The sequence below is a fragment of the Pseudomonas sp. GR 6-02 genome, assembly GCF_001655615.1.
GTDB lineage: Bacteria > Pseudomonadota > Gammaproteobacteria > Pseudomonadales > Pseudomonadaceae > Aquipseudomonas.
The window spans coordinates 949,837-966,540 of record NZ_CP011567.1; the positions used below are offsets into that span (position 1 = coordinate 949,837).

At 60.3% G+C, this 16,704-nt stretch carries 9 protein-coding genes, 1 tRNA gene and 3 pseudogenes; 4 read left to right on the forward strand and 9 right to left on the reverse strand.

Annotated elements, in window-relative coordinates; translation table 11 throughout:
- Positions 1 to 6 precede the first annotated feature (6 nt).
- The 4 genes from PGR6_RS04060 to PGR6_RS04075 form a co-directional block, all read right to left on the reverse strand.
- Positions 7 to 531: an SET domain-containing protein-lysine N-methyltransferase gene (locus tag PGR6_RS04060; protein ID WP_064616164.1), complete on the reverse strand. Its 525-nt coding sequence runs from the start codon at positions 529 to 531 to the stop codon at positions 7 to 9.
- A gap of 181 nt (positions 532 to 712) precedes the next feature.
- Entirely contained in the window at positions 713 to 1,885 is a 1,173-nt protein-coding gene (locus PGR6_RS04065; protein ID WP_018929540.1) for a hypothetical protein, read from the reverse strand.
- Positions 1,886 to 2,001: 116 nt separating this feature from the next.
- Entirely contained in the window at positions 2,002 to 3,699 is a 1,698-nt protein-coding gene (locus tag PGR6_RS04070; RefSeq protein ID WP_064616165.1) for an acid phosphatase, read from the reverse strand.
- Positions 3,700 to 3,852: 153 nt separating this feature from the next.
- Complete coding sequence (locus PGR6_RS04075) at positions 3,853 to 5,271, reverse strand: short-chain fatty acid transporter (protein ID WP_064616166.1); 1,419 nt, start codon at positions 5,269 to 5,271, stop codon at positions 3,853 to 3,855.
- A gap of 196 nt (positions 5,272 to 5,467) precedes the next feature.
- Here PGR6_RS04075 and PGR6_RS04080 point away from each other — a divergent pair.
- The 3 pseudogenes from PGR6_RS04080 to PGR6_RS30675 all read left to right on the forward strand — a co-directional run.
- A pseudogene (locus tag PGR6_RS04080) lies at positions 5,468 to 6,383 on the forward strand (MFS transporter).
- Between the two features lie 208 nt (positions 6,384 to 6,591).
- A pseudogene (locus PGR6_RS30670) lies at positions 6,592 to 7,278 on the forward strand (PAS domain-containing protein); the annotation flags it as partial.
- A gap of 102 nt (positions 7,279 to 7,380) precedes the next feature.
- Positions 7,381 to 7,818: pseudogene (locus PGR6_RS30675) on the forward strand (methyl-accepting chemotaxis protein); the annotation flags it as partial.
- 75 nt (positions 7,819 to 7,893) lie between these two features.
- Here the strand turns inward: PGR6_RS30675 and ggt are convergent.
- From ggt to PGR6_RS04100, 3 genes are all read right to left on the reverse strand, one after another.
- Positions 7,894 to 9,738: a gamma-glutamyltransferase gene (ggt, locus tag PGR6_RS04090; protein WP_064621195.1), complete on the reverse strand. Its 1,845-nt coding sequence runs from the start codon at positions 9,736 to 9,738 to the stop codon at positions 7,894 to 7,896.
- A 138-nt stretch (positions 9,739 to 9,876) separates the two neighbouring features.
- Positions 9,877 to 9,953 (reverse strand) — tRNA-Met (locus tag PGR6_RS04095).
- A gap of 116 nt (positions 9,954 to 10,069) precedes the next feature.
- Positions 10,070 to 12,127: a methyl-accepting chemotaxis protein gene (locus PGR6_RS04100; protein ID WP_064616168.1), complete on the reverse strand. Its 2,058-nt coding sequence runs from the start codon at positions 12,125 to 12,127 to the stop codon at positions 10,070 to 10,072.
- 320 nt (positions 12,128 to 12,447) lie between these two features.
- Here PGR6_RS04100 and PGR6_RS04105 point away from each other — a divergent pair, with 320 nt between their 5' ends.
- Positions 12,448 to 13,665, forward strand: coding sequence for an MFS transporter (locus PGR6_RS04105; protein WP_064616169.1), 1,218 nt, complete (start codon positions 12,448 to 12,450; stop codon positions 13,663 to 13,665).
- Positions 13,666 to 13,763: 98 nt separating this feature from the next.
- Here the strand turns inward: PGR6_RS04105 and PGR6_RS04110 are convergent, their stop codons facing one another.
- Positions 13,764 to 15,101: an OprD family outer membrane porin gene (locus PGR6_RS04110; RefSeq protein WP_372240861.1), complete on the reverse strand. Its 1,338-nt coding sequence runs from the start codon at positions 15,099 to 15,101 to the stop codon at positions 13,764 to 13,766.
- Between the two features lie 148 nt (positions 15,102 to 15,249).
- Positions 15,250 to 16,692, reverse strand: a complete 1,443-nt coding sequence (locus PGR6_RS04115; protein ID WP_064616171.1) for an amidase — start codon at positions 16,690 to 16,692, stop codon at positions 15,250 to 15,252.
- Positions 16,693 to 16,704 lie beyond the last annotated feature (12 nt).

A 16,704-nucleotide genomic window follows, 5' to 3' on the forward strand; every position in this document is an offset into this window, starting at 1 on the left:
AGCCATTCAGATGAGACTTCGCCGACGCCAGTGTTGAAAGAACTGTTCTCCATTGGCATTCGGTGACTCGTCGTAGCCGATGATCCAGCCACGGCAGCAAGGACAACCGCAGCGGCAGGCGAACTGCCGCAGCAGCTTGTCTTCTGTCGCGGCGAAATCCATCGTCAGTCGGTCACCCTTTTTGATGTCTTTGAGCGCCCATAACCACAGCTCGCTCATATCGAGAAAGACGTTGGGGTCGCAGGAGTGACTCAGCAGACCACTGAAGCACGGATCGTAGACATGGATTCCCGGCGCCAACTGCCGGGTGTGTCGGCAGCGATAGGGCAATAGATGTCCGGAAACCCGGCAGATTCGGCTGATGCGGGGGAACTCGCGCAGTGCCGCGACCGCCATTGCCGATCCCTCAGCGTTGTAGATGATTTCAAAGTCGTCTTTGGAGGGGAATCCAAGGCGAAGGGGCAACTCTACAAACGGATAGATGCCATTTGATGACGGCGGTGGTAGTCCTTGTTCGGCATGGCGTCTCATAACAATCCTTGTCAGTTGGGTGCTACGACCTCCGTCTGCTGACATCCTGTCAGCTCTGCAGCACGTGGATACGACACAAGCCTCTCGCAAATGAGATAACCGGTCTACTGTCAGATATGACAGTCGAGAAAAGCTCTTTCCCGCGTCAGCCATGGCTCACGCGGGAAAGACTTCCTTCGTTTTACAAGTGTGGGGCAGATGCGGAGGTCATAAGGGCCGGGGTCTGCAGCTGTTTCAGCTCGGATTTGACCGGCGCTGTCGAGCATTTGGCCACCGCTTGCTCAGGCGTCAGGTTGCGAATCGAGGTGTAGAACAGTTCGCAGGTTTTTTCTTTCTGGGTCACTTGCCAGGTCTGAGTGCAGCTTTTCAGCTGAGCGGTAGGGTCAGTGCCCGGTTTGCTGCCCATTCCGGCCTGCCAGCACGCGGCACTTAAATCCTGCCCCATGACTTTCAGCCCCGCGGCGTCGGCCTTGGCCTGCGCATCGTCGCCGCTATAGGCTTCGGGGTCGGCGGCGTACCAGATGTAGCTCGGGTGGTTGGAACCCAGTACGGGTACCGTCACCCCCTTGCTCGGGCTGATGGTTGCCAGGCCCAATATTTCTACGGTCTGCCCGTATTGTTGCTTGATCCAGTTACGCACTGGTGAACCAAAGGCGACCATTGGCAATGCTGCACCTTTGGCATTCTGGCTGACTTCCTTGACCATGGTGGTCTGGTAGTCCGTGAAGTAGTTGTAGACGCCTTCCAGATCCTTGCCGGCGGTGGACGGCGCGGCAATCGGCGCGATGTCGATGATGGTCTGATAGGCCGGCGTCTGGTCGGCGGGAATGTTGTTGGCGGTCAGCAGCGCGGCCCAGCGGTCGGTGGTCTTGGACTCCAGATAGTCCTGGGCCTGGGTCAGGGAATAATCTGGCGGGAAGTGCAGCAGTTCGACGCTTTTGCGGTTTTCCAGCGCCATGCCCAGCGGCAGGAACAGGTACCAGTTATAGGTCCATTTGCCATCGGCACTCAGCTTGTTGGCACCGTTGTAGGCCAAATCCCCAGCATTGAGCAGTGCGGTCAGTGGCTTGTCATAGCCTTTGGGCACACCGCTGATATGGGCGTGGAGCTGCTTGTTTTCGGTTTTGACCAGCACTTTTGCGGTCTTGTAGCCATCGCGCTGTACGCTTTGGGTCAGGTAATGCTCGACGGTCTGCTCCAGTGTCCAGTTGCGGAAGCAGATGACATTACAGTTGTTGGGGTAGGCGAACAGCCGGGTAACGCGCTCGGTACTGCCCAGATTCAGATCGACATCGGCGTGAGCGGCGGCGCTCAGGGTGAGCGCGGCGAGGGTGAATCCTGCGAGTTTGAACATGCTCAGATCCTTTTCAGCGTGAGCCCTCGGAGGTGGGGCGGGTACATACTGGAACTAGTTGTGTCGAACGGTCTAGTACACAAGTGAAAAGAGCGCCAGTCAGAGCCCCTTTTTCATCAGGCAAAGTGCAGTGTATTGCTCAAATCGCCCATGGGTTTCTGGCCACGGGCAATCATTGCATCGTCCCGCTGCCTGAGGCCATCGAGCTTTTCAAGCTGAAACACCCGGGTGATCAACCGCAGAATCGAGCCAGTGTCATAGACCGTGTGATCCACCATGCCCTTGCGCGCAAACGGCGAAACTACCAGCGTCGGTACCCGCGAGCCCGGCCCCCAGCGGTCGCCCTTGGGCGGTGCGACGTGATCCCACCAACCGCCGTTCTCATCGACCGTGACCACGACCACCATGTTTTTCCACTGCGGGCTTTCCCGCAGCACTTTCAGGGCGCGGACGATGTGCCGGTCGCCGGACGCTACATCGGCGTAACCGGCGTGCATGTTCAGGTTGCCCTGGGGTTTATAGAAACTCACCGCCGGCAGCTTGCCCGCCTCGGCATCGGCAAAGAACTTGTTGGTATTCGATTCATCGCCCAACCCCGCATCCCGTAGACGTTTACCGCGCTCCAGCGGGTTTTCCGGCCCCTGCTGCTTGAAGTAGTTGAACGGTTGGTGGTGGTACTGGAAGTTCGGGATTTTCGGAATACCGCCAGAGTCCTTGTACTGATCCAGCGTCGCCTGCCAACCTCCGGCATACCAGGCCCAGTCGATGTTTTTCTTCGAGAGCTTGTCGCCTATGTGCTCGTGGGTCTGGGGGACCATGACGTTCGGCAGGTCTGGTTTGGCGTACGCAGGACGCTCCGGGTCGCGAATCCAGGTCGGCCAGTACGGCGGAGCGAGCGTGTTGACCCCATAGCCGTCCGGCGTCAGCGCGCTGGGGCCGAATTGGGGTGGGCCGGTCATGGCGCTGGCTGGGGATTGTTCCAGGGGCTTGAGGCGTGGATCGGCCGGATCATCGCTTTGCAGCGTGGCGATTTGTGTCTTGGCCACCGAGTTGACGGCGTCCGGATAGAACGGCGCGGTGGCGCTGATCAGGTATTGATGGTTGAGAAACGAGCCGCCGAAAGCCCCCTGGAAAAAGTTATCGCAGAGCACAAATTCTTGGGCAACGTCCCACAACCGCAGGGAATATCGACTCTGGGCGTAATGCCCCATGGGCAGGCCACCGGAGTCGCCCCAGGCGACAAAGCCGTCATTTTTGCCACCGTTGATCTGCATCTGGTTCTGATAGAACGCATGCCACAGGTCGCGCGTCACCAGACCGAACGGCAAGTCTTCTGCGTTCGGACCTTTGAGGGCAAAGGGCGCGTTAGGCAGGTGTTCCTGGAACTGGGTTGCGCTGGGGTAAGTCACGCCATCGAGGGTTTGCGGGCCGATCTGCAGCACGCCGCCCCAGACTGGCGGCAGGGTCTGCAACAGGCTGCCATCGCGATCGCGCTGCTGATATTCGACGGGCTTGAGGCCCGAGAGCGGTTTCTCGACGCCAGGGAAGTCGCCGAACAGGTTATTGAAACTACGGTTCTCGGCGTAGATCACCACTACGGTTTTCACCTGGTCGCGTAGGGCTTTGTCCAATTCGACAGGTGAAAGCAGGCGTTCGAGCGGTTTACCCGATTCATCGCCATGACTGCCACAAGCGCTGAGGGTCGCGCCGACAGTGAGTACCGCCACGCCACCCAGGAAGCGGCGGCGACTGGTGTCGGTGGGCGTATCTGTTTGCGGGGAAGAGGCGTCGTTGCGGTTTTCTTCATCGTTCATGGCGAGTTCCGTCTTGCTAAGTTGTTTCAATATGTTTCGGCGGGACGCTAGCAGCGAGGTGTGACAGAGGGGTTACGTTTGTGAAAACAATGAATCGCCAGTGTGGAAGCAGCCCGCTTCCACACTGGATTGGTGGTGGATTTAAGGTCGGCGTCAAGGCATCACCGGCGCCATATACGTAAGCGTCGTCCCTAGCGCCCACAGCAGAAACAGCACCAGTGGCGTGTGCACCAGCAGTTGCACGAACGAAAACCCGATCAGATCCCGGGCCTTCAACCCTAGTACGCCCAGTAGCGGCAGCATGTAGAACGGGTTGATCAGGTTCGGCAGGGCTTCGGCGGCGTTGTAGATCTGCACGGCCCAGCCCAGGTGGTAGTTCAGGTCATTGGCCACTTGCATGACATACGGCGCTTCAATGATCCATTTGCCACCACCGGACGGGATGAAGAAACCGAGGATAGCCGAGTACACGCCCATCAGCAGGGCGTAGGTGTCGTGGGATGCAATCTGTACGAAAAAGGTCGAGATGTGGTGGGCCAATGATTGTCCGTCGGTGCCCTTGACCACCGTCATCAGGGCGGCGATCGAGCCGTACAGCGGGAACTGGATCAGCACACCGGTGGTGGTCGGCACCGCACGGGCCACCGCATCGAGGAAGCTGCGCGGGCGCCAGTGCAGCAGCGCGCCGAGCATCAGGAACAGGAAGTTGTAGGTGTTCAGTCCGGAAATCGCGCTGATCGCCGGTTTGGTCGCAAACTCATGGAACAGCCATCCGGCCGCCAGCAATGCCAGCAGAATCGTCAGCAGCGGGCTGTATTCCAGCCATTCACCAGGGCGGGTACGCGGTGCTGGCGCCGGCAGACTGAAACCCGGATCGATACCGCAGGCTTTGGCGTCACGGGCTGTCGCGGGGCCGGGCGCGGTGGCGTAGGCAACGATTAGTGAGACCACGGTCAGTGCCAGCAACAGCACACCCGACTGCCAGAGAAAGATCGTTTGAGTGAAGGGAATGACGCCCGTGATCGACAGAATCGATGGCGGCAAACTGGCGGGGTTGGCTTGCAATTGTGCCGCGGACGACGACAGACCCAAGGCCCAGACCGCGCCCAGACCAAGATAGGCGGCGGCACCGGCGGCTCGGTAATCCATTTTCAGATCGGTACGGCGGGCGAGGGCACGTACCAGCAGCCCGCCGAATACCAGTGACAGCCCCCAGTTCAGCAACGACGCGACCATGGAAATCAGCGCCACCCAGGCCACGGCGGAACGGCCGTTTTTCGGGACCCGTGCCAGGCGGTCGATCAGTTTCACCGCCGGTGGCGAACTGGCGACCACGTAACCGCCGATCACCACGAATGCCATCTGCATGGTGAACGGAATCAGGCTCCAGAAACCGTCACCGAAGGCCATGGCGGCGTCGGTGGGTTTGGCGCCCATGGCCATGGTCGCCACAGCGACGATGATCACTGCCAGCGCGGCGAATACCCAGGAGTCGGGAAACCAGCGTTCGGCAAAGTTTGAACAATGCAGGGCAAAGCGCGCATAGCGGCTATCTTCGATATCAGCGGCCACGGGAGTACCTCGTTTTTATGTTTATTGTGGGGTTCAGGGCGCAATGGCCCATCCGGTCGGTGCCAACAGTAAATCAATCGGCCCGTTGCGGGGACGCTGTTTGGGGCGTTTGGGACTATGGTCTAACGGGTTGTCCACAAGCGCATTTGCGTAGACCGTGGGCGCCTTGGTTTTTTGCCTGCCAGAGTTCTTTTACATGACTGCCAACATCAATGCGCGCCCGGCGCCCTTCACTCGCTCGGACTACAAGACCCTGGGGCTTGCAGCCTTGGGCGGTGCGCTGGAAATCTACGACTTCATTATTTTCGTATTCTTCGCGCTGACCCTCAGCCAGCTGTTCTTCCCGCCGGAAATGCCCGAGTGGCTGCGTCTGCTGCAAAGCTTCGGGATCTTCGTCACGGGCTACCTCGCGCGTCCGTTGGGCGGGATCCTGATGGCGTATTTCGCTGACCGGTTGGGACGCAAGAAGGTGTTCAGCCTGAGCATTCTGATGATGGCGTTGCCGTGCTTGCTGATCGGGATCATGCCGACCTACGCCCAGATCGGCTATTTCGCACCACTGTTGCTGTTGGCCCTGAGGGTCCTGCAAGGCGCGGCGGTGGGTGGTGAGGTGCCGAGTGCCTGGGTGTCCGTCGCTGAGCACGCGCCGGTCGGACATCGCGGTTATGCCCTCGGTTTCCTGCAGGCGGGGCTGACCTTCGGTTACCTGATCGGCGCCTTGACGGCGACTTTTCTGGCTCAGGCGTTCACCTCGGCGCAAATCCTCGATTACGCCTGGCGTTACCCGTTTTTGCTGGGCGGTGTGTTTGGCGTGATCGGTGTCTGGCTGCGCCGCTGGCTCAGCGAAACCCCGGTGTTCATGGCAATGCAGGCCCAGCGCGAGGCCGCTGTCGAACTGCCGCTGCGCACGGTGGATTTCCTTCACCTACAACATTGCCTACGCCGCCTGGGCGAGTGTCACACCGCTGCTGTTGATCGGTCTGATGCCGTGGAGTCCGTGGATTTGTGTGATCTTCTGCGCGGTGATGGGGGCCGTGGGCATCAGCAGCGCGGTGTATTTCGGTGCGCGAATGCCGCGAGTCGGGCGCTGTTCGGTGGCTGGCGCGGCATGAGGCTGTTTGTGCCGCGACTATTTTTGTAGGACAACCCTGCAACACTCTTCAGAAAATACCTGCAAAGCCGATGGCTAGGCTGTAAGCCGTTTTTTATCTCTGTCCATCGGTGCTTCCCATGTTCAATAAACGCTTGAAGCAGGAGCTGTCGGCTCTTCGCGAAGAACTCTCCAGCCTTCTGCAAGTCAAGGAGAGTCTGGAAAGCGAGATGCTGGTCCTGACTCTTGACTCCGATGGGCGAATTCAATCGGTCAACCAAAACTTCGTCAGTGAGATGCTCTACAAAAGCAATGATCTGATCGGCCGGCACATCGAAGACCTTGTTCCGGTCCATGTGAAATCGGATGAATTCCATAACCGTTTCAAGGCCGCGCTGACCCGTGGCGAGCACTTTGCCGGCGCGGTCCGTTTGCTACGCGGCAACGGTGCCGAAGCCTGGTTGCGTTCGATCATGCAGCCGGTGCGCTCCTCGGACGGCCGTATCAAGAACTTCTCGATTTACTCCAGCGACCTGACCCGTACCATCGAGGCGTCCCGTGAGCATGAAAACCTGATTGGCGCGCTGGTGCGTTCGACGGCAGTGATCGAGTTCGACCTCAATGGCAACGTGCTGATGGCCAACGAGCGTTTCCTCAGTGGCATGGGTTACAGCCTGGCGCAGATCCAAGGTAAACATCACCGCATCTTCTGTGAGCCAGAGGAATACAACAGCGCTGAGTATCAGAACTTCTGGCGCCGTCTGAACGCTGGCGAGTTCGTCGCTGATCGTTTCAAACGCATCGACAGCCACGGTCGCGTGGTCTGGCTGGAGGCTTCCTACAACCCGGTGCTCGACGCCAACAACAAGCTCTACAAAGTGGTGAAGTTCGCCACGGTGGTTACCGATCAGGTCAATCAGGAGCAGGCTGTCGCCGAGGCGGCCAACATTGCCTACAGCACTTCTCAACAAACCGACCAGAGTGCACAGCGCGGAACTGCCGTGGTGACCCAAGCTGTAGACGTGATGCGTGACCTGGCCAAACACATGCAAACCGCTGGCGAAGGTATCGAAGCACTGAACGAGCAATCGCTGGTGATCGGCACCATCGTCAAAACCATCAGCGGCATCGCCGAGCAGACCAACCTGCTGGCGCTCAACGCGGCCATCGAAGCGGCTCGTGCCGGTGAACAGGGACGTGGGTTTGCCGTGGTGGCGGACGAAGTCCGGCAATTAGCCTCGCGCACCAGTCAGGCGACCGATGAAATTGTCGGCGTCGTGCGTCAGAACCAGGACATGGCGCGCAACGCCGTGGCGCTCATGACTGACGGCAAGCTCCAGGCTGAACAAGGTCTGGCGCTGGCGGCGGAGGCGGGCACGGTGATCGTCGAGATCCAGGACGGTGCGCAGAAAGTGGTGAACGCAGTCGGGCAGTTTGCCAACCAATTATCGACTTGATGCTATCTATCCGGCGCGGGTAGTCCTCAAAAAGGCCTACCTCCCGGTAAGCCTTTCCTCATTCCTGCGTAAGACTCAATCCCCCAACGCTTCCCCCTCACGCCGTGGATCGGCCCCGCCGGCCAACGCGGCTTTCCCCTGCGCATCCTTGACTCGAACAATCGCCTGAGTCCCGCTAGTCATGTCGATCTCGCCCACGCTGTGCCCTTTGTCCTTCAGTGCCTGAATCAGTGCCGGGCTGAACTGACCCTGTTCCAGTTCGGTCGGGCCGTTGCGGCTGCCGAAATTGGGCAGGTTGATGGCGGCCTGTGGGTCGAGGTTCCAGTCGAGCAGGCCAATGGTGGATTTGGCCACGTACTCGATGATCTGCGAGCCGCCAGGGGAGCCGACGGTGGCCAGGAACTCGCCGCTCTGGCGGTCGAAGATCAGGGTTGGTGCCATGGACGAGCGCGGGCGTTTGCCGGGTTCGACGCGGTTGGCGACTTTTTGCCCTTGCTCTTCGGGGATGAACGAAAAGTCGGTCATCTGGTTGTTGAGCAGAAAACCCTGGACCATCAAGTGTGAGCCGAATGCCGCCTCCACGGTGGTGGTCATGGACACGGCATCGCCCTCGTCATCGACTGCCACCACCTGCGAGGTGGAGATGCGCAGCGGCGAGCGGTCCGGCGCGTAGGCGACCTGAATGCCCGGCGGGGTGCCGGGTTTGGCCTGGCCCATGCTGCGCTCGCCAATCAAGGTTGCGCGGGTCGCCAGATAAGTCGGGTCGACCAGCCCTTTGACCGGCACGGGTACGAAGTCGGTGTCGGCAACGTATTGCGCACGATCGGCATAAGCCAGGCGTTCGGCTTCGGCGATCAGGTGCACGGCTTCAGGGGCTGGCTCTATGCCCGCTGGTTTGCTGGTCTTGACCGGTTTGAGTGGTGCCAGGGCAAAGCGTGGGTCGCGGGTTTCCAGGGCCTGCAAGGTGCCTAGGATTTGTGCCACGGCGATTCCGCCCGATGACGGCGGCGGCATGCCGCACACTTGCCAGCGTTTATAGTCGGTGCACAGCGGCGCGCGTTCCTTGGCCTTGTAGCCCTGGAGATCGCTCAGCGACAGGCTGCCGGGGTTGGTATGGCCCTGAACCTTGGCGACGATCTCTTTTGCGATGGTGCCTGTGTACAGCGCGTCGGGACCTTCCTTGGCGATGCGCTTGAACACTGCGGCGAGTGCCGGGTTTTTCAGCTGTGTACCGACGGCTTTCGGGTGACCATCGGCAGTCAGAAAGTAGGCGGCCATGTCCGGTGAGCGCTGGATAAACGCGTCGGCCGCGATCAACTGATGCAGTCGTGGCGAGATGGCGAAACCTTGCTCGGCGAGTTTGATCGCGGGCTCGAACAACCTCGCCCACGGCAGCCGACCGTGCTTTTGATGGGCCAGCTCCAACGCCCGCAACACACCCGGCGTACCCACCGAGCGCCCGCCGATCTGCGCCTGAGTGAAAGGCATCGGTTTGCCGTCGGCTTGCAGGAACAGTTTCTCGGTGGCACCAGCCGGTGCGGTTTCGCGACCGTCGTAGGTGCGCACGGCCTTGCCATCCCACAGCACAATCAACGCGCCACCGCCGATGCCCGACGATTGCGGCTCGACCAGCGTCAACACCGCTTGCATGGCAATGGCCGCATCAATCGCCGAGCCACCCTCGCGTAGCATCTCCCGCCCGGCTTCGGCCGCCAACGGGTTGGCGGCCGCGGCCATGTGTCTGGAGGCGTGCTGCGTCTGCAGGTCAGTGCGATAACCGGAGGTGATTTCCGGCGCGGCCGGCAAGGTCGAGACCGAAGGCGAAGAGGGCGGGGCGTTACACGCGGCGAGGGTTAAAGCGGTGGCGATCAGCGAAAAGGCTGACAGGCGATAGCGGTTCAAGTGGAAGGCTGAGAACACGCGAGGCACTCCGTCCATGGGATAAAAGGTCCAGGGACTTTATCGGCCGAAGGAGTGCTACGCAAATCAGGGTTCGCCCGCCACTTTTCTCGAGGCATAAAAAAACGGCCTACCTTTCGGTAAGCCGTTTTTAGTACTTGGTGGCTACACAGGGACTTGAACCCCGGACCCCAGCATTATGAATGCTATGCTCTAACCAACTGAGCTATGTAGCCAAGTGGCGCGCATTATTCACCTGGAACGACGATGCGTCAAGCGTAAATCTAAAATATTTCTCCACGCTTTCAACCGCTTATCCCGCTGACCCGAAAAATCGGGTCAGCGGAGGGCATCAACCGAGCTGAAATCTCCCGGTATTCGCACTCAAGGCCTTGCTGCCCTGGCTCAAGGTGTCCGCGGCGAGGTTCACCGCCCGCGCGCCTTCGAGCAAGCGTACCGCCGCCTGATCGACTTGCTGGATGTTGCCGCTGACTTCATCGGCGGTACTCGCTTGCTCTTCGACGGCGGTGGCGATTTGCGCCAGGGTGTCTGTGACGCTTTGCACCGCGCTGGCGATTTCCCCCAGGCGTTCGCCGAGACCGGTGACGGCTTGCGCATCCGATTGCGCCTGGCCGCAGGCGGCTTCCATCAGGCTTACCGCTTCGTTCACGGTGCTGCGCAGGCTGTCGACGGTGCCGGCGATCTGCGCGGTGGAGGACTGGGTGCGTTGCGACAGGCTGCGCACTTCATCGGCCACCACCGCAAAGCCGCGACCTTGCTCGCCAGCCCGTGCGGCCTCGATGGCGGCGTTGAGGGCCAGCAGGTTGGTCTGCTCGGCCACGCCGCGAATGGTATCGACCACCAATTGAATCTGCTGCCCTTGCTCGCTGACCCGACCCAGTGCCGCCGCCGTGTCATTCAACCGCTGATTGAGTTGCTGAATACTCGCTGTCGTACGCTGGCTGTCACGGCTGCTATCGGCGGCGATGCGCTGGGTGTGCTGAGCGCTGCCAGACGCCTGTTCGCAACTCTGGGCGACCCCTTGGGAGGTCGCGGCCAATTGCGTGGCCGCGGCGGCGATCTGGCTGATCTGCAACTGCTGGGCTTCGACTTCGCCAAGGGCACCGCTGGAGTGATCGTTGAGGGTGCGCACCGCGTTGCTCAACTGCAGGGTTTCGTGATCGACTCCCAGCAAACTGTTGCGCAGTTGCACCACGGCGACGTTAAGCGAGGTGCTGATCGCCGCCAGTTCGTCGCGCCCCTGAACCGGTACTTGCAGGCTCAGGTTGCCGTCGCGCAGAGCTTCGGCCAGCAGTGTGATGCCGCTGGCGCTGCGACGGATCGAGGCCTGTAAACAGATGAACAGGTACAGCGCGGCTAATAGCAGGCAGCCAAAAATCGTCGCCACCAGGATGAACTGGCGGATGGCCGAACTGTGGTAATAATCCAGCCGTTGATCCAGAGAAACCAGCGATTGCTGGCGCAACGAGGCAAGGTTACCGAGGAGGGCGTCGAGACTGCGTTCGAAGTCTTCGGGCTTGAGGTTGATGCTGCCACCGAAGACGCCGTCGTCCAGCACTTTCAAACCGGTATCCAGCTGCTTGAGGCTGTCATGGTACTGCCCGGCCCAGGTTTGCAGGGCGCTGGGCAAGCGGGCTTCCAGCAGGCTACCAGTTTTCACCAGCTGTTCCCGAGCATCGCCGATGCGGCTGCGCAAGTCGCGCAATTGCAGGCGGCTTTGCAGAGTGAACTGCCCGGACACCACCGAAGCTTGACCAACCGCGGCGAGGCGACCGACCCGTTCGATCAGGTCCGGTGCGTGTTGAGTGGAAATCTGCGTCAGCAGATAAGTTTCCAGCCATGGCGCGAGGGTCAGGCGATTGTCCATGGCGATTTGTTCGCGCAAGGCTTGCAGGGCGCTCAAGGCATTGGTGAAGCGATCATAGCCGTCCGGCCACCATCCAACGCTGCTCAGGCTTTTCGAATCCAGGCCGGTGAGGGCGCTTTGCAGGGCTTGATAGCGGGTGAGGGTCTCGCCCTCGGCGCCTTCGGTTTTCAAGGCATTGCCCAAGTCTGTGATTGCTTGGGCCACGGCCGGCTGAACCGTGTCGAACGCTGCCATCGCCGCGATGGTTGCTGGCGTCGGCTGGCGATTGGTTTCGGTGGCGCGCCAGCGCGCGGCGCGGTCACGCTGGGCGGCGAGCAAGTTGTCGAGCGCATCCAGGGCAATCAATTGCCGGACTCCGGCGCGTTCGCCGGCGATCAGGCTCAACTTGTCACGATAGTCCTGGCCGATCATCCACAAGCTGCCTGCCAGCGGCAGGATAAACAGCAGAAACAGCAGCTGAAATTTGCGCGCGAAGCCGAAACGCCCCAGCAGCCCGATCCCCGGTGATAAAAAAGCCTGCATGCCCCATGACTCCTCTGGACACCACGCACCATTGGCGTGCGTCGAGGCCATGGCGACCGCGACTGATGTCCTTCTAAAAGGCCTCGAAAGTTCACCTTGGTCCGCTCTGTAGGCCGACTCTGTAGCGAAACTTCCCATTCTCGGTCCCCTTTGTAAGGGGCCGCGTTGAAGCGGATAAGCAAGGCAAGATTCAGACCATGGCTTTGCGCTATCACCTTTTTTGAGGTCGTTAGCAAGCTAAGGGGATGGCGCGACTGCACCGAAAAATGGCACATTGACCGACCTGCCTGTGCGCACCCATCCGCAGTACGGAAACTCTCATGGCCATCAGCAACGCTCAGTCCGCCGCGACATCGACGCCCGCTCCTTCACAAAGCAGTCCGCTGGTCATGCGCATCATCGGCGCGGTGGCGCTGGCGCACTTGATCAACGACCTGATTCAGGCGGTGCTGCCGTCGATCTATCCGATGCTCAAGGCCAACTATGGCCTGACCTTCACCCAAGTCGGCCTGATTACCCTGACCTTTCAATTGACGGCCTCGTTGTTGCAGCCGTGGGTGGGTTACCACACGGATCGCCATCCCAAGCCCTGGCTGTTGCCGGCCGGCACTGTCTGCACATTGATCGGCATTCTGATGATGTCGGTGGTCGGTAGCTTTCCGATGATTTTGCTGGCAGCAGGGTTGATCGGCATCGGCTCGTCGACTTTTCACCCGGAAGCTTCACGCGTCGCGCGACTGGCCTCGGGCGGGCGCTTCGGCCTGGCGCAATCGACGTTTCAGGTCGGCGGTAATGCGGGCTCGGCCTTCGGGCCGTTGTTGGCGGCGGCAATCATCATTCCGTACGGTCAGGGCAATGTGGCCTGGTTCGGCGTGTTCGCGCTGTTTGCGTTGTTCGTGCTGTACCGGATCAGCCGCTGGTACGCCAATCACTTGAACCTGTTCAAACTCAAACAAGGTCAGGCAGCGACGCACGGTTTATCAAAAGGCCGGGTGATCAGTGCGTTGGTGGTACTGGGGTTGCTGGTGTTCTCCAAGTATTTCTACATGGCCAGTCTCACCAGTTACTTCACGTTCTACCTGATCGAGAAATTTGACCTGTCGGTGGCCAGTTCGCAGCTGCATCTGTTCCTGTTTCTCGGTGCGGTAGCGGCGGGGACCTTCTTCGGCGGGCCGATCGGCGACAGGATCGGGCGCAAGGCAGTGATCTGGTTCTCGATCCTCGGTGTGGCGCCGTTCACGCTACTGCTGCCCCATGTGGACCTGTTCTGGACCAGTGTGTTGAGTGTGGTGATCGGTTTCATTCTGGCCTCGGCGTTCTCCGCCATCGTGGTGTATGCGCAAGAACTGGTGCCGGGAAATGTCGGGATGATTGCCGGAGTGTTCTTCGGCCTGATGTTTGGCTTTGGCGGAATTGGTGCGGCGCTACTCGGGCATCTGGCGGATATTCGCGGCATCGAGTATGTGTACTTCCTGTGTTCGTTCTTGCCGCTGTTTGGGGTGTTGGCGATCTTTCTGCCAAGAACCAAAAAAGTCTGAACCAACATCCCTCCACTGTGGGGACCGGCGAGCTCGCTAAGCTTCCACAGTGTTTCGCAAGTGGGGCCGATGATTCTGTTCGGCCCAAAAAGCCCGCCTCAAAAAATCCACATCGGCAGATTCGCCACCAGGCGGACCTCGTCGTAGCTACCGTCGATCTGCCCGCCCGTGGCCCGATGGTTGTAGACAATGGTGCGAAACACCGCGTTTTTCAGTGCTCCGGATTGCACCACGTACGCCACCATTAAACCGTTTTCGTCGTGTTTGGCATTGTCCAGACCCCGCACGTTGTAACCGGTATTGCGCCCGTTACGGTCGCCGCTGTAATGGGTGCCGTCGATGTCCCAGCCTTTTGCGTGCCACAGACTGGTCGTCAGGCCCGGTACCCCTAAAGACGCCAGATCCAGGTCGTAGCGCAGTTGCCAGGACTTCTCGTTCGGGCCGTTGTAGTCCGAGTACAACGAGTTGGCCATGTAATTGCCCGTGGACTCCCAGACGTAATCGAAATACTCGTCGCCAAACACCTGCTGCCAGGCCAGAGTCAGGCTGTGGGCCCGGTGCGATGCGGTGAACGCCAGGCTGAAGGCGTCATTGTCGATGTAGCCCAGGCGCTGCTCGCCCTGATCCTCGGTGTGGTAGTAATTCAGTGCAGTCTTGAGCGCAATCTCGCGCCGATCCCCGATCAACTGGGTCAATCCCAGATAGGTCTGCTGCCACATGTCCTCGAAGCGTGAGGTGTAGAGGCTGACGTCCAGACCGTAAGGGGTTTTGGCCATTCCTCCGAGGTAGGAAATACGCGACCCCGAATACGCCCGGTTACCGAAGGTGGTGGTGAGTTTTTCGCTGCCGGTACCGGTACGTGGAATCGCCCGTTCGAAGCTGCCGGCCTGCAATGACAGCCAATCGAGTTCGTTGCTGAACAGGCCTACGCCCTGAAAGCTTGAGGGCAGGGCGCGATTGTCCTTGTAACGCAGAATCGGGTTGTCGGTGAGCAAGCGACCGGCTTTGATTTCTGTGCTGGAAAAACGCAGCCGCAGATCACCGACACCCAAACGGCTCCAGGTCGGTAGCGCATCGCCATCGCTGTCCACCAGCACCCGATCGCCACCATTGGCGACACGCCCATGTCCGCGCTCCAGGTTGATGGCGCTGAACAATGAAGCGTCCAGCCCGAAGCCGACCGCCCCTTGGGTATATCCGGAGCTGTAGTTGAGCATCGCGGTTTGCACCCAGGTTTCACGGATGCGGGTCCGCTCCAGGCCATCTTCTTTCTTGATCCCCAGGTAGGTAGAACGTCGGGTGTGTTGGTTGGCATAGTAATGGCGCAAGTTCAGCCCCAAATGGCTGCCGTCGACAAAACCCGGGGCCTGGGCTTGAGTGGTCGGCGTTTCATCCGCCGTTACAATCAAAGGGCTGCCGACGGCAATGCCGGCCATCAGAAGTACACGAAAATCCATTTCGATAAGTCTCTAGAGGAACAAATCAGGCGCACGTCGCTAATGCTGTCAGTGAAGAAATTTGAGCGACAAAAATCCTGTGGGAGCGAGGCTTGCCCGCGAAGAATGCACCGCGGTGTTTCAGCGATTACGCGTTATCGTTCTTCGCGGGCAAGCCACGCTCCCACAGGCGAGACGGCGGGCTGGGCCAGTGGCGAATCGTGCCGCGCCAGTTTTCATAGGTCTTGCCGAGCCGAAGCAACCACTGGTCTGCGAAGCGCGGAGCGATCATCTGCAGGCCGATCGGCATGCCTTGGTCGGTAAAGCCGCAGTTGATTGACAGGGCTGGCTGCTCGCCCATGTTCCACGGCACAGTGAAGACGATGTGCTCGAACGGCAGGCGCGGGTCATTGGTGGGCGAGGCCCATTCAGCCGCAAAGGCACTGACCTGGTTGGTCGGCGACAACACCAGGTCGACATTATGAAAGACCTCGGCTGCCCGGCGCCGGATTTCGAACGTCTGGTTGAACCCCTCAACCGCCTGCACGGCGCTCAGGTTCTCGGCCGCTGCCGCCCAGTCGCGAATGTAGGGCAAGACCTGATCGAACCGCTCGGGGCTCAGGGCCTGCAACTGACTCCACTGTCGCGCCTGCCAGAATTGATCCAGGCCCTGGAGCACGGCGCGGTCCATCAGTGGCTTGATCTGACGTACCTGGGCGCCCCTGCTTTCGAATAGGCGAGCCGCTTCCCGAACCGCCGAGCACACCTGTTCGTCTGGTTGAATGCCACAGCCGGGATCGAGCATCAGACCGATTTTCAGCCCTTGGACCGACAACTGTCCCAGGGCCCAATCGCCTTGTTCCGGTAGCAGGCTGGTGGCATCCCGCGCATCGGGGCGGGACAGGTAGCGCATCATCAGCGCACAGTCATCCATGCTGCGGGTCATGGGGCCGGCACAACGGCCGGTGTAATAGGGGTCGATGGGGATGCGCCCGAGTGTCGGCTTGAATCCCACCAGGGCGCACCAGGCTGCGGGCAAACGGACCGACCCGCCGATGTCGGTGCCGACATGCAGCGGCCCATAGCCGGCCGCTGCCGCCGCCGCCGCGCCGGCACTGGAGCCTCCGGGATTGTTCGCCAGGTTCCAGGGATTACGTGTCACGCCGTGGAAACTCGACAGCCCCGACGACAACATCCCGTAGTCCGGAACCGTTGTCTTGCCCAGGACTATCGCTCCGGCCTCACGCATCCGCGCCGCCGGTGGTGCGTCGGCTGTGGCCGGGATCAGCTCGGTCGCGGCGCAGCCCAGGGGAATGCAGTCGCCTTGCGTCGCTATCAACTCCTTGAGTGTCACGGGTAAACCATCGAGCAGACCACGGGGTTGGCCCCGGCTCCAGCGCTCGCTGGCGGCAGCCGCCTGTTCCCGGACCCGTTGCGGGTCAAAGGCGTACAAGGCATTAAGATGGGGTTCCCAGCGCTCGATGTGGGCCAGCAAATGGTCGTAGTATTCCAGCGGTGACAGTTGCTTGCTGGCGAACAACACCAACAGTTGCACCGCCGATAGATCATGCAAATCGTTGACGCAGCTCATGCCAATTGCCGT

Coding starts and splice junctions, on each gene's coding strand:
- PGR6_RS04100 (WP_064616168.1), bottom strand. CDS start 12,127: ATGCAGGCTTTTTTATCACCGGGGATCGGGCTGCTGGGGCGTTTCGGC.
- PGR6_RS04065 (WP_018929540.1), bottom strand. CDS start 1,885: ATGTTCAAACTCGCAGGATTCACCCTCGCCGCGCTCACCCTGAGCGCC.
- PGR6_RS04115 (WP_064616171.1), bottom strand. CDS start 16,692: ATGAGCTGCGTCAACGATTTGCATGATCTATCGGCGGTGCAACTGTTG.
- PGR6_RS04110 (WP_372240861.1), bottom strand. CDS start 15,101: ATGGCCGGCATTGCCGTCGGCAGCCCTTTGATTGTAACGGCGGATGAA.
- PGR6_RS04060 (WP_064616164.1), bottom strand. CDS start 531: ATGAGACGCCATGCCGAACAAGGACTACCACCGCCGTCATCAAATGGC.
- PGR6_RS04105 (WP_064616169.1), top strand. CDS start 12,448: ATGGCCATCAGCAACGCTCAGTCCGCCGCGACATCGACGCCCGCTCCT.
- PGR6_RS04070 (WP_064616165.1), bottom strand. CDS start 3,699: ATGAACGATGAAGAAAACCGCAACGACGCCTCTTCCCCGCAAACAGAT.